This is a genomic window from [Zimmermannella] bifida NBRC 103089 (genome assembly GCF_001570925.1).
Classification (GTDB): Bacteria; Actinomycetota; Actinomycetes; order Actinomycetales; family Microbacteriaceae; genus Gulosibacter; species Gulosibacter bifidus.
This window is the reverse complement of the sequence record NZ_BCSP01000001.1, coordinates 215,619-228,824: the sequence shown is the minus strand read 5'-3', so window position 1 is coordinate 228,824 and position 13,206 is coordinate 215,619. Positions and strand designations below refer to the sequence as shown.

General features: G+C 59.9%; 11 protein-coding genes and 1 pseudogene. 8 read left to right on the top strand and 4 right to left on the bottom strand.

All coding sequences use genetic code 11. The annotated features are described in order from the left end of the window. Positions 1-2 precede the first annotated feature (2 nt). Together sufC and ZBI01S_RS01030 are read left to right on the top strand one after the other, a co-directional pair. Positions 3-767 carry a Fe-S cluster assembly ATPase SufC gene (gene sufC / locus ZBI01S_RS01035; RefSeq protein WP_066055025.1) on the top strand — a complete coding sequence of 255 codons (765 nt, stop codon included), beginning with the start codon at positions 3-5 and terminating at the stop codon, positions 765-767. A 26-nt stretch (positions 768-793) separates the two neighbouring features. Continuing rightward, complete coding sequence (locus ZBI01S_RS01030) at positions 794-1,126, top strand: metal-sulfur cluster assembly factor (RefSeq protein WP_066055022.1); 333 nt, start codon at positions 794-796, stop codon at positions 1,124-1,126. An 84-nt stretch (positions 1,127-1,210) separates the two neighbouring features. On the opposite strand, the gene ZBI01S_RS01025 is transcribed toward ZBI01S_RS01030, so the two are convergent. Together ZBI01S_RS01025 and ZBI01S_RS01020 are read right to left on the bottom strand one after the other, a co-directional pair. Continuing rightward, positions 1,211-1,489 carry a cupin domain-containing protein gene (locus tag ZBI01S_RS01025; protein WP_066055019.1) on the bottom strand — a complete coding sequence of 93 codons (279 nt, stop codon included), beginning with the start codon at positions 1,487-1,489 and terminating at the stop codon, positions 1,211-1,213. 116 nt (positions 1,490-1,605) lie between these two features. Next, positions 1,606-2,238 (bottom strand): biotin transporter BioY, encoded by a 633-nt coding sequence (locus ZBI01S_RS01020; protein WP_066055016.1) that lies wholly within the window; start codon positions 2,236-2,238, stop codon positions 1,606-1,608. Between the two features lie 173 nt (positions 2,239-2,411). Between ZBI01S_RS01020 and ZBI01S_RS01015 the strand changes: the two genes are divergently transcribed. The 3 genes and pseudogenes from ZBI01S_RS01015 (at position 2,412) to ZBI01S_RS09405 (ending at position 4,544) form a co-directional block, all read left to right on the top strand. After that, a complete protein-coding gene (locus ZBI01S_RS01015; RefSeq protein ID WP_159421331.1) occupies positions 2,412-2,912 on the top strand; it encodes a TetR/AcrR family transcriptional regulator in 501 nt (166 codons plus the stop codon). Between the two features lie 210 nt (positions 2,913-3,122). Beyond that, positions 3,123-4,013: an EamA family transporter gene (locus tag ZBI01S_RS01010; protein ID WP_110477015.1), complete on the top strand. Its 891-nt coding sequence runs from the start codon at positions 3,123-3,125 to the stop codon at positions 4,011-4,013. 119 nt (positions 4,014-4,132) lie between these two features. Beyond that, positions 4,133-4,544 (top strand): annotated as a pseudogene (locus tag ZBI01S_RS09405) (DDE-type integrase/transposase/recombinase). Positions 4,545-4,566: 22 nt separating this feature from the next. On the opposite strand, the gene ZBI01S_RS01005 reads toward ZBI01S_RS09405, so the two are convergent. Further along, positions 4,567-5,766 (bottom strand): PucR family transcriptional regulator, encoded by a 1,200-nt coding sequence (locus ZBI01S_RS01005; protein ID WP_159421330.1) that lies wholly within the window; start codon positions 5,764-5,766, stop codon positions 4,567-4,569. A gap of 165 nt (positions 5,767-5,931) precedes the next feature. Here ZBI01S_RS01005 and ZBI01S_RS01000 point away from each other — a divergent pair, with 165 nt between their 5' ends. From ZBI01S_RS01000 to ZBI01S_RS00990, 3 genes are all read left to right on the top strand, one after another. Continuing rightward, positions 5,932-7,962: a hydantoinase/oxoprolinase family protein gene (locus ZBI01S_RS01000; RefSeq protein ID WP_066055008.1), complete on the top strand. Its 2,031-nt coding sequence runs from the start codon at positions 5,932-5,934 to the stop codon at positions 7,960-7,962. Positions 7,963-7,964: 2 nt separating this feature from the next. Then, positions 7,965-9,941, top strand: coding sequence for a hydantoinase B/oxoprolinase family protein (locus ZBI01S_RS00995; protein WP_066055005.1), 1,977 nt, complete (start codon positions 7,965-7,967; stop codon positions 9,939-9,941). Between the two features lie 217 nt (positions 9,942-10,158). Beyond that, positions 10,159-11,760 carry an ABC-F family ATP-binding cassette domain-containing protein gene (locus ZBI01S_RS00990; RefSeq protein WP_066055003.1) on the top strand — a complete coding sequence of 534 codons (1,602 nt, stop codon included), beginning with the start codon at positions 10,159-10,161 and terminating at the stop codon, positions 11,758-11,760. A 44-nt stretch (positions 11,761-11,804) separates the two neighbouring features. On the opposite strand, the gene glsA is transcribed toward ZBI01S_RS00990, so the two are convergent. Further along, complete coding sequence (glsA, locus tag ZBI01S_RS00985) at positions 11,805-13,187, bottom strand: glutaminase A (RefSeq protein ID WP_083524381.1); 1,383 nt, start codon at positions 13,185-13,187, stop codon at positions 11,805-11,807. Between the last annotated feature and the right edge of the window lie 19 nt (positions 13,188-13,206).

Below are 13,206 nucleotides of genomic sequence, written 5' to 3'. Positions count from 1 at the left end.
CAATGTCCACGCTTGAAATTCGTAACCTGCACGTTCAGGTTGAAACTGACCAGGGCCCGAAGGAGATTCTTCGCGGAGTCGACCTGACCATCAACTCGGGTGAAATCCACGCCATCATGGGTCCAAACGGTTCGGGTAAGTCGACGCTCGCGTCGGCAATCGCCGGCCACCCCGCCTACGAGGTCACCGAGGGAACCATCACCCTCGATGGTGAAGACGTCCTCGAAATGGAAGTTGACGAGCGCGCCAAGGCTGGTCTCTTCCTCGCCATGCAGTACCCGGTCGCCATTCCCGGCGTATCGCTCTCGAACTTCCTGCGCACCGCGAAGACCGCTGTGGACGGCGAAGCCCCTGCGCTCCGTAGCTGGATGACCGAGCTGCGTGACGCAATGGGCAACCTGCGCATGGGCAACGAGTTCCTCGAGCGAAACGTCAACGAGGGCTTCTCCGGTGGTGAGAAGAAGCGCGCCGAGATTCTGCAGCTCGAAATGCTCAAGCCAAAGATGGCGCTGCTCGACGAGACCGACTCCGGCCTCGACGTTGACGCACTCCGCATCGTTTCGGAAGGCGTCAACCGCGCGCAGGCCGCTAACAACTTCGGTGTCATGCTTATCACGCACTACACCCGCATCCTCAAGTACATCAAGCCGGACTTCGTGCACGTATTCGTGAACGGTCGCATCGCCGAACAGGGTGACGCTAGCCTGGCCGAGAAGCTCGAGGCCGAAGGTTACGACAGCTACCTCAAGGCGGCTTCGGACGCCTAGGCGGCCGGCAAATCAGGAGGTGCCGCATGGCATTGATTTCACTTACACCGGAACGCTACGACGAGTTCGAAGAAGCGTTGAAGGAAGTTGTCGACCCTGAACTGGGCGTCAACATCGTCGACCTAGGCCTGATCTATGGTCTGGATTGGGAAGACGAGCTCGACGCGCTTGTTATCTCGATGACGTTGACGTCGGCGGGTTGCCCGCTGACGGACATCATCGAGGACGAGATTTCGAAGTCGTTGGACGGTCACGCCGAACGATTCAAGATCAACTGGGTGTGGATGCCGCCATGGGGCCCGGAGAAGATCACCGACGACGGTCGCGAAATGATGCGCGCGCTCGGCTTCAACATTTAAGCCATACCGCCAGTACCAACGATTGTGCGGCCCCAGCCATGGAGGTTGGGGCCGCACAATCGTTTGGGTCAGTCGACCGAGCAACTATCCGAGGTATTCAACCTCGATGAACACGATGTCGTCGGTACCTCGGTTGAAACATGCATGTGCCGAGCCAGCTGCGCGGCCGTAGGACGTCCCGCGTTGCATTTGTGCCTCGAGTACCTCGCCGGTGTCGGTCTCGACATGCATCACATTGTTACTCAGCGGCACGACGACATAGTCGTACTCGTGAGTGTGCATCGGGATGCTGTCGCCGGGTGCAATTGTCCAGCGGGTAGCGCGAAAGCGTTCGTTCTCAAACTTCACTTCGTTGTGGGCCATGCAATAAGTACACACGGTTCTACGGCTGGCGGCAATAACCAAACGAAGCGCAACGAAACATGTGCGGTGAACTGGATGCGCGCATCCGGATCACCGCACATGTTCTATCGGATTGTTTATTTAACGTCGTGGTGTCGATCGAGTTTGCGCACGCCCATCCATGCCAGGGGCAGGACCGCTGCTGCGATGATCCACTTGACGATGCCGCCAGGAATAAAGGGGAGAACGCCATATTCCATCGCTAGGCTAACGTTCATCGGCACGCCAACGATGTGTTCAAGCACGTAGCTCATATACGGCACACCAACGAGGAACGGGATGCAGCTGGCACCGAAAAACGCCAGCAGTGACAGCATCGGGCGACGGTCCCACTTACGCTGCGAGCACCAGCCTGCAAACGCTGCGGCACCGATGAAACCGACGATGAAGCCGAACGAGGGCTCGGCAATCGACTGGGGGCCGCCGGTGAAACCTGCGAATACCGGAAGGCCAGCAAGGCCAGCGAGTAGATAGGTAAGCATTGCCGCAGCGCCTCGCCACGCGCCGAGACTGGCGCCAACAAGCATGACGCCGAGCGTCTGGCCGGTGATCGGAACCGGCTGCAGCGGAATCTCAACCTGCGCCAACAGCGCCACCAGTGCTGCTCCAGCCGCGATCAGCGTGGCGTGGTGGAGCCAAGTGCGAGGCATTACGAGTGCGTCAGCGAGCACTTGAACCTGGGTTGGGGCGACAGCGGTTTGCGAGGTCATGTATTTCCTCTGATCGAACGAACACGTGATTCAATAAGCGTACGGCTTGAACACCGTTCAAGAGTGTTGAGAATCGCCCTATTGTGAGCAAAATCGTTGTGAGTTCTGCACAAGTCAGCCCGTCGGTTGCGGGATCCGAATCCGTCACTCGAATCCTCGATGAAGCGGTCGAGTTGATCAACGCGCACGGGCTGGCTGGTTTTAGTATGCGTGCGCTGGCCAAAGCGCTGGGCCAACAACCTGGTGCGCTGTATTGGCATATTCGTGACAAACAGACACTCTTGGCTGCCGTTGCGCAACGATTGTTGGCGTCCATTCCGCACGATCCCGAAGAGTCACTTTTGGATGTTGTCACTGCGTTTCGCGTGCAACTGCGCGAATTGACAGATGGTGCAGAGATCGTATTGAGCTCGATCGCGATGGGCTTCAACCTTGACCAGCTTCACGCGCGATTTGTGGCTGCTGCTGAGCGTGATGGGCGTGAGCTTAACGAGGCTCGTACGCTCGCGACGACACTCGTGCATCACTGCCTGGGGCATGTCATGCATGAGCAGCAGTGTGCACAGACAAGGCGCCTTGGCCTTCACCAAGGCGCCGGTGACTCGGCATCGGTTGCCATTACCGCCGACGACGAAACATTTCAACAGTCGGTGCGGTTGATTTGCGGTACGTAGCTATCTAGGCGTTAGACTTCCCGCGGAAGTTTCACTCTGGCGCCGACGCGTCGGGAGCCGGCTTACAGCGGAAAGTTGGTTGCTTTGGGTACGGAACAGCGTAGTTCCTCGATCGTGTTGCCGGTGTCGTTGCTGGTTGTTGCAGCGCTGTCCATTCAAACCGGAGCCGCGCTGGCGGGGACGCTGTTCGATCAGATCGGCCCATGGGGTATGAATATTTTCCGAGTGGGCATTGGTGCGCTGGTGCTCGCTGCGATCGTGCGGCCAAGGTTTTGGAATTGGTCGGGCGGTCAGTGGCGCGATGTGTTGATGTTTGGGTTAGCGATGGCTGGTCTGAACGGCGTCTTTTATCTGGCGTTGGAGCGGCTGCCGTTAGGGGTTGCTGTTGCGATCGAATTTCTTGGGCCGCTGACGCTTTCGGCAGTATTGTCACGGCGGCTGCTTGATTTTTTGTGGGTCGGACTGGCCGCCGTTGGCATCGGTTTGATGGGCTGGGAAGCAGCACACGGGGCGAGCGCGCTTGATCCCCTCGGCGTCGTTTTCGCACTCATTGCCGGGGCGAGTTGGGCGGCCTATATTCTTGCCGGGGCGCGTGTGGGAAAGAGCGTGCCGGGTGCCGGTGGCTTGTCGGGTGCAATGATGATTTCGTTCATCATCGTGTTGCCATTTGGGATTCCAGGTGTGGTGTCAGGTGTCGACTCGATGCAGCTGCTGCTGCTTTCAATGGCTGCCGGTGCGATGGCTGGGTTGATTCCGTTCAGCCTGGAGTATTTCGCACTCACGCGAGTGCCGCAGCGGGTATTCGGTGTGCTGACCAGTCTCGAGCCCGCCTTCGCAACACTTATGGGGTGGCTGATCTTGCAGCAAGAAGCGAGTCTGTGGCGGTTGGGCGCCGTTGCGCTGGTGATCGCTGCAACAATCGGAATTACCCTCGGTGCTCGCAAGGTTGTCGAAGTCGAGCTGCCGGGCGGCGAAGATCTGTCAACCGGTCCGATTGAACTGCCGCTGAGTTCGGGCCATTACGACCACAACATTCTTGGCGAAACAACACAGCTCCACGATGAGGACGATGACCAGGTCACGGAGCAAGACACGAAATAGTCGCCACTGATCGGTTCGCCAAAGGCCAGTTTGCTTGCGGCCGGTTTGACCGAGATAACAGCTCCGGTGCTGTTGCAAAGTTGGGGCAGTAGGAAGAGCGACGTGAAATAATCACAGTCATGGGTATCTTCTTGGGTCGTCATTTCCCCGTGACATCATCCTGTGGGCAGTGCGGTGGTACTGCCGCTACGGAGTGAGCTACCTCGATCTGGAGGAAATGATGACCGAGCGGGGCGTGCCGGTCGATCACACCACGATCTACTGTTGGGTCCAGAAATACGCCCCTGAGCTGGACAAGCAAACACGGTACCGGCAGGTGAAATACCTCAACAACATCCTGGAAGGCGACCATGGTCGACTGAAGCGGATCCTCGGGCCGAAAGGTGCGTTTAAGAACCGGACATCTGCATATCGGACGTTGAAAGGGATGGAGGCGATGCACTCATTGCGGAAAGGGCAAGGCACGATGTTTGCCTACGGGCAACCGAACACGGACGCGGTGATCTCAACCGGGTCTTCGAGACGGCCTGAGAACGCCCACACGCAGCGGCCATCAGGGAATGAGAAACTGAGTCTTCGCTGCTTTCCGCCCAACTTCGCAACAGCACCACAGTTCCGGCAGCAGCATTAGGGTCAGATTCGCGAGGTCGATTGCCGATTGTAAATCGACACCACATAGTCGCTGGATTCGTTCTAACCGGTATCGAACCGAATTTGCGTGGAGAAATAGCGCTTGTGCGGTGCGGGGAATGTGCATCCCGCACTGTAAGTACGTGAGCAGGGTTTCTCGTAACTGTGGGGTTTCATCGAGTGGTGCCAATACGGTGCGTGACCGTTCAAATAGTTCGCGTTGTGGTAGGGCACTGGCTGCCCATGCGGTCAATGGTAGGGATGCATACCCGAGCGGAGCGGGTACGTGGTCGTCAGCGCTGTAGTCTCGAATCTGCTGGGCGAGTTTCAGGGTTGACTCGGCTTCGTGTAGCGCGCGGGGGATGTCTTCGAGAAATTGAAACTCACTGGAATGTGTCACCAGGGCGTCCGAGAACTTTGCGTGCAACCAACCGCGCGCTGACGAAGTTGCAGGCGTGACGATGTGCACGGCACCTGCGGCCGTGGTTCGCACAAGTTGGTGCGAAATCAGCAGCCCGATGCGCTGTTCGGCAGCGTCATCAATCAAATGAAGCAGTCGGGCGGTCGTCGCGTGCTGACTGTTGCGTGGAACTGCGATCGTGACCTGGAATGGGTGGTGGGCAGGAAAACCAAAGGATTCCATTCGCGGCCAGTAGTGGTGTTCATGTGAGCGGTCGATTCCGCGCGCTAAGTCGCGCAAGACTTGTGCCATCATGTTCAGGCTCCGGTGCGCTTGTGCCCGTTCGAAGGCACCCGCGGCGGTAATGGCTGCTGCGATTGCTGCCACCTGGTCTAGATGGAGTACCGCGGGGTCATTGCGGTGCGTTGCCAAGGTAAGTAGGCAGCGCTGCGTAGCCAGTTCAATTACACGGTGATGGAGCTGCCACAGGCCAATTGAGGTAATTGCCTCCTGCGTCGTGTCATCGATGCGTTTGGCGTGTGATCGAAGGGGTGACAGCGGCAGTGCACCGACCGTGGCGAGCACCTCGCCGCTATCGCTTATCAAAGCAACCGCGCAACCGAAGTGCTGAGCCACTCGATTACAGAGCTGCTGCATGGGGGCCGCTTCATCGAGGCTGTGAAATAGCTGAGCAAATAGTGAATCAATCCTTGGAGCATCCACGGTGTCAATCCTCCAGACAGCACACTCCTCGTTGAGTGCGCATCGCTTGTAGAACATGAGAATAATAAGCGGCTCTCTTGGGTGTTTCACCGTAGATTTTCTAGAAGGCGGTTGCCACGATGTTTCACACGTTCAACGAGGAACGTCTAACCCAGGAGGTAAGCAATGGCGCAACTCCGAGTTGCAGTTGACGTAGGTGGCACGTTCACCGACGTTTGTATTTTCGACGATGACAGCAAGACGATGCGTGTCACCAAGGTCCCTTCGACGCCACACGACCCGATGATCGCGGTCATGAACGGTGTCGAGCGCGGTGAGATCAACTTGGCTGATGTCTCGCTCTTCTCGCACGGTACGACCGTGGCGACGAACGCGCTGATCACCCGTCGCTTCCCGAAAGCCGCACTGGTCACGACGGAAGGTTTCCGCGACGTCATCGAAATCCGTGACGGTACCAAGGACGACCTTTGGGATGCATACAACGACGTCCCAGGTCCATACATCGCACGTCGTGACCGCTTCGAAGTTGCCGAGCGTATCGACTATGCCGGCAATGTGGTCACACCACTCGACGAGGCCAAGGCACGCGATGTGGCTCGCCTGTTGAAGAAGCGCGGCACCACGACGATCGCCGTGTGCTTCCTCAACTCGTTCGCAAACTCGAGCCACGAGCTGCGGATGCGCGAGATTCTCGAAGAAGAGATTCCAGAAGCCACCGTAACCACTTCGGCCGAGATTCTTCCCGAGATGTTTGAGTACGGCCGCTTCAACACCGCAGTTGCTAACGCCGTTCTGGCCCCGCTGGTTTCGGGTTACGTCAACCGTCTTGCTACGGCGCTTGAAGAAGGTGGCTACAAGGGCGACCTGCTGCTGCTCCATTCGGGTGGTGGCTCGATGACCCCGCGCATGGTTGAGCGATTCCCTGTTCGCCTGGCCGCATCCGGTATCGCGGCCGGTGCGATCTCAGCCCAGCACATTGCAAGCCAGTGCGGCTACAGCCACGCGGTGAGCCTTGACATGGGCGGTACTTCAACTGACATTTCCCTCGTTGCCGATGGCGAAGTCCGTGTCACCCAGGAATGGGAAGTCGAATACGGCCACCCCATCATCTTCCCCTCGATTGAGGTACTCACAATCGGTGCTGGTGGCGGCTCGCTGGCCCACATCGATATCGCCGGTTCCCTCCGCAACGGACCACAGTCGGCTGGCGCCGATCCAGGCCCTGCCTGCTACGACGGTGGCGGCACCAAACCGACCAACACCGACGCGAACATCGTCCTTGGCCGTCTTGGCACCGACCTTGCCGGTGGTGCGAAGACCCTCAAGAAGGATCTCGCCGCGAAGGCCATCATGGAGCACATCGCCGAACCACTCGGTATGGGCCTTGAAGAAGCTGCCGAAGCCATCGTCCGTGTTGCCAACGCCAACATGGCGGATGCGGTGCGACTGATCTCGATTCGTCGCGGTTACGACCCGCGCGACTTCGCGCTCCTCGCATTCGGTGGCGCTGGCGCCCTCCACGGCGTTGACGTTGCGCGTGAGCTCAACATTCCTGCCGTTATCGTGCCGCCTAACCCCGGCGTTACCAGCGCCATGGGCTGCCTGTTGGTGGACATCCAGCACGACCTCTCGACGATGGTTACCGGTCTCGCATCCGAGGTCGACACCGCCGACATCGAGCAGCGATTCAAGGAGCTCGAGGTCGAAGCCGAAGCACGTCTGCGTCACGAAGGCGTAACCGGTGACCAGGCCGTACTGCAGCGCCTCGTCTCGATGCGTTACGCGGGTCAGTGGCGTTCGCTTGTGGTGCCAATGGGCAGCGACGACAACGCGCTGCACACGGCAATCGAGGCCTTCCACCAGCAGCACGAGCGCGAATTCGCCTTCCGTAACGACGAGGCTCCGGTGGAGATCTACCAGCTGCAGCTCAAGGCCATTGGTAAGACCCCGAAGCCGAACTTCGAAGCCGCGACGCTCGAGCCCAACGCCGAAGTGTCGCCAATCGAGAACCGCCAGGTGTACTTCGACGGCGAATGGCACGACACCCCGGTGTACCAGCGTGAGACCACGCCGGCGGGCTCCAAGATTCAGGGCCCGGCGATCATTAACCAGCTCGACTCAACCACCGTTGTCCCGCCGCAGTGTCGCGCCGAGATCGACGAGTGGCTGAACATTCGCATCTACTTGGAGGACTAATCATGGCTACGAACTCGGTAACCAAGACCGACCGGACCCTTGATCCGGTCACATTCGAAGTGCTCAAGAATGCCTTCGCAACCAGCGTCGACCTCATGAGTGAGCAGATCCTTCGTACCTGCTACTCGTTCGTGATCTACTCGCGCGACTTCTCGTCGGCGCTCTGCGACGCAGAGGGCAACACAGTCATGCAGGGATCTGCTGACATTGCGGTGCACGTCGGTACCCTGCACTTCCAGGCCAAGGCGGTCATGGAAGAGTTCGGTGACGACATCCACCCAGGTGACGTCTTCATGATCAACGACCCGTACCGGGGTGGTACGCACTTCAACGATGTTTCGTTCGTGCGTCCAATCTTCAGCGAGGGCGAGATCATCGCGTTCTCGCAGAACAAGGGTCACTGGGCTGACGTGGGTGGTGTCGTTCCAGGTTCGTTCTACGTGAACGCCGGTGACCACTTTGGTGAAGGTCTGCGAATCACTCCGGTTCGCGTATGGAGCAAGGGCACGTTCCTTAAGGACGTCGCGCAGCTCATCGTCTCGAACACTCGTGCCCCCGAACAGGCACTCGGTGACCTCCACGCCCAGTCGGAAGCAACTGCGGTGTGTGAGCGCGAAATCCTGCGCCTGGTAGACCGCTACAGCAAGCAGACCGTTGTTGACGCGATGCAGGAGACGCAGGACTACGTTGAGCGCACCGTGCTGGAGCGCATCAAGGGACTGCCACGCGGCACCTGGGAGACCGTCGACTACCTCGACAACGACCCCTCGACGCCGGAGGGCATGGTGCCGATCCGTATCAAGCTCACCATCGATGACGACGGCATCCACTACGACCTGAACGGCTCGGCTCCGGCCGTCGGCACCTTCCTGAACTCCGCATACGGTACGAGCCACTCATCGCTGTACTCGGGCACCAAGACGTTCTTCCCGGATGTCCCACTGAACTCGGGCTTCTACCGTGCGGTTACCGCCGACCTCGGCCCAGAGGGCACGGTCATCAACGCACAGTGGCCGAACGCGGTGACCGGTTTCTGCGCTGGTCCGCACGAGAAGATCATGAACGGCGTCTTCGAGCTCTGGTCGCGCGTCATGCCTGAGCGTGCCATGGCTTGCTCGTTCAACCTCGAGTATCTGCTCGTTGGTGGTCGTGACGCGCGTAGCGAATCGCGTCCGTACTTCATGTGGTACGACTGGATGGCCGGCGGCTGGGGTGGCCGCTCCAACCAGGACGGCTCGAACGCCACCGCGCCAGTGTTCGGTGCCGGTCTCGCCGTACAGCCGCTTGAAGGTCAGGAACGACTTTCGCCGGTGATCACTACCGAGCATGCGATCGCCACCGACTCGGGTGGCCCGGGCCGCTTCCGCGGTGGTTGCGGTATCGAAAAGGGTGGCATGCTGACCGACGGCGATAAGACCGTCATGAGCTACTGCTGTGACCGTGCCCGCTCGATCACCTGGGGCATCGAGGGCGGCTTGCCTTCGTCGCCACAGGGCGTGTGGCTGAACAAGGGCACCGACGAGCAGCAGTTCCTCGGCTCGGTATTCTCCTCGGTGCCGATCGGCCCTGGCGACAAATTCACCCGTCCGTCGGCCGGTGGCGGCGGTTTCGGCGACCCGCTTGAGCGCGACCCGGCTGAGGTCTGCGAAGACGTCATCGACGGTTACGTTTCGGTTGAGCGTGCCGGCCTTGATTACGGCGTGGTCATTGAAGTTGGCGACCCAGAGCTCGACGAGTACTCGGTCAACGAGGACGCAACCAAGGCGTTGCGCGACGAAATTCGCAGCAAGCGTGCGGGCGGGCTCGCCGAAGATCCAGCAGCCGTAGCCGAACGCTACCGAGGCGGTGAGATCGGCGAACTCGACGCCATCCGCCGCTACGGTGTCATCCTCGACTGGGGAACCGGCGAACTGCTGGAGGAAACTACCAAGCAGTACCGCGAGCGCATGAGCGTTCGTACCAGCGGCCACTGGGCATAACCCATTCAGGGGTGTTCACGGACGGCACCATCACTGAAATGGCATGGTGGCGGTAAACACCGGATGCGGGAGGTTCACGAAACTTCTCGCATCCGGTGTCGTCGTGTTGGCAGCCCTCTTGCCGCTGCACCTGTAGTCGTGGTCGTCGACGCCCTAGACTTGTCAGGTTGTTGGCTCGCCATCGGGCGCGCCGCGTTCGCGATGTTAGGACCTGCCGATGCTTGCCGTACACGACCTCGAGATCACTCTCGGCGCTCGCACGCTCATGAGCGATGTCAATTTCCGTGTCCAAGACGGCGACAAGATCGGCCTGGTCGGACGCAACGGTGCCGGTAAAACCACGCTCACCAAAGTGCTCGCCGGTTGGACGCTGCCGACCGACGGCAAGATTGAACGCGTCGGCGAGATCGGCTACCTGCCGCAGGATCCGCGAGCGGGAGATCCGACACAGACCGCGCGTAACCGCATCCTGGATGCGCGTGGACTCGGTGACGTGCGCGCTCGGCTCGCTGAGGCGGCCACGTTGATGTCGACCGCTGAAGATGAAGCGGACCGGCAACGATTTATGCGCCGGTACGCGCGGCTTGACGACGAGTTCACGGTGCTCGGTGGGTACGCGGCGGAATCTGAAGCTGCCGCTATCGCATCGAACCTGAGCCTGCCCGATCGCATTCTCGACCAGCCGCTGGAGACCCTGTCGGGTGGTCAGCGTCGTCGTATCGAACTCGCACGCATCCTGTTCTCGAACGCACAAACGATGATTCTTGACGAGCCGACGAACCACTTGGATATTGACTCGGTCGTGTGGCTGCGTGACTTCCTCAAGACGTACAAGGGCGGGCTCATCGTGATTTCGCACGATGTCGAGCTTGTTGGTGAAACCGTAAATCGCGTGTTCTACCTGGATGCGAACCGTCAGGTCATCGACATCTACAACATGGGCTGGAAGCAGTACCTGCGTCAGCGCGAAGCCGATGAAGAGCGTCGTCGCAAGGAGCGCGCGAACATCGAGAAGAAAGCCACTGCGCTCCAGCAGCAAGCCGCACGCTTCGGGGCAAAGGCCACCAAGGCTGCTGCCGCTCATCAGATGCAGCGCCGTGCCGAGAAGATGCTCGGCCAGCTCGAAGAAGTTCGCGTGCAAGATCGCGTCGCCAAGCTGCGCTTCCCGACGCCATCGCCTGTTGGCAAAACGCCGATTCAGGCACGAGGGCTCTCTAAGTCATACGGTTCGTTGGAGATTTTCGCGGGCGTCGATCTCGCCATTGACCGCGGTTCGCGCGTTGTTGTGCTGGGACTCAACGGTGCCGGTAAGACGACGCTGCTGCGTATTCTCGCGGGAGTTGATGCTCCCGACACGGGTGAGATTATTGCCGGCCACGGGCTCAAGGTCGGCTACTACGCGCAGGAACACGAAACGCTCGACGTGGATCGCAGCGTGCTGCAGAACATGATTTCGGTATCGCAACACCTGACGGAAACCGAGGCGCGAAAGGTGCTCGGCTCGTTCTTGTTCTCGGGCGACGACGTCCACAAGCCGGCCGGTGTGCTCTCCGGTGGTGAGAAGACCCGATTGGCGTTGGCAATGCTGGTGGTCTCCAGCGCCAACGTGCTGCTGCTTGACGAACCCACGAACAACCTCGACCCGGCATCGCGCGAACAGATTCTGGATGCGCTCAGCCACTACGAGGGCGCCGTGATTCTGGTCTCGCACGATGAGGGTGCAGTGACCGCGCTGAATCCCGAACGCGTGCTCATCATGCCCGAGGCAGTCGAAGACCTTTGGACGCCGGAGTACTTCGACCTGATTGAGATGAACTAGCGGTCGTTAACAAACACGGTGTGACTCGAGCTTGAGGCGGTCGACTACGCGTCGGCTTCGCCAGTGGAGTCCGCCTGATTTTTGGCTCGGGTAGGGGAGTCGGTCGCCGAATCCGCGACCGTATCGGTGATGAGATCGATGTTGTCTTCGAGGTATTCGTCTTCTTCGAGGTAGTCCGCGACATCCTCCAGTACGGGGATGGCCGCGCGATCGTGACTGCGCGGGTTCGGGATGCGGCCATGCGGGTCAATGAGCGTGATCGCGTGGCCGTCTCGGCTCAGCCGGGCGATGCCTTCTCGTAGCATGCGTTCGCCGACATCATTGATTCGCGGAACGAGGGCCAGGTCGACGACCACCTCGCAATCACTCGCGGGAATCTCTTCGAATCGACGCAGCACCAACTCGGCTGTGGGGAAGTTGAGCGCACCTTGGATCTCGACCACCTGCGACCCCTGCTCCGAGGTGGTGCGAGACCCGATTGCGTCAATTGATGGCGCGGGCAGCGCCATCAGGTGCAGATCCATCGACTGTGAGCACTGCTCGAGCATGTCGATGCCACGAACGGAGTGCCCGACTTCGTCCAGTCGGGGCGAGAAAGCACTTAACCCGACCTGACCGGGGAGCGCGCCGAAAATGCATCCCGAGACACCGCTTTTTGCGGGGAGACCTGCCGAAGTAAGCCAGTCTCCAGCGGCGTCGTACATGCCGCAGGTGGCCATGACGCTCAGCACGCGACGACACACCTGTCGAGGGATGACCTCTTTGCCGGTGATCGGGTTCTTGCCGCCGTTCGCGAGCGTCATCGCCATTACCGCGAGGTCTCGCACGGTCACCTGCGTGGCGCACTGCGTGGTGTAGCCCCAAACCGCGTCCTCGGGTTCGACGGTGATGTAGTTGTTGCTGCGCGCCATGGCTGCGAGCGCGAGATTTCGATAGCGGCCGGTCAGTTCGGAGTCGCGCAGCTTCACGTTTACATCGAGGTCGCGGCCAGCGAAATCGCTCAAGCACGCGATCGCGTAGTCAACGCGTTCCTGCGGTGTCATGGAGGGGTCACCGATGAGGGTATGTGCCGTGATCGCGCCCATGTTGATCATTGGATTGCGTGGGCGGCCGTTGTCGGGATCGACGGAGATGTCGTTGAAGCGTTCGCCGGAAGGCTCCACATCGATGATGTCGTCAATAGCGTCGATGCCGCGGTCGCGCAGGGCGATGGCGTAAATGAATGGCTTTGACGCCGATTGCAGTGTGAACAGGTGCTCGTCGTCACCGGTCGAATACACCTTGCCAGCCGGTGTGCACAGCGCCAATGCCGTCTTCTCGGGGTCGACGTTGGCGAGTTCCGGGATGTACTCCGCAGGGCTACCGCTCGTGTCGCGGCGTGCGTTGCGACAAATTTCGTCGAGGTACTCAGGAATCGGTGTCTTCACCGTTCGAGTGTTTCGTGTC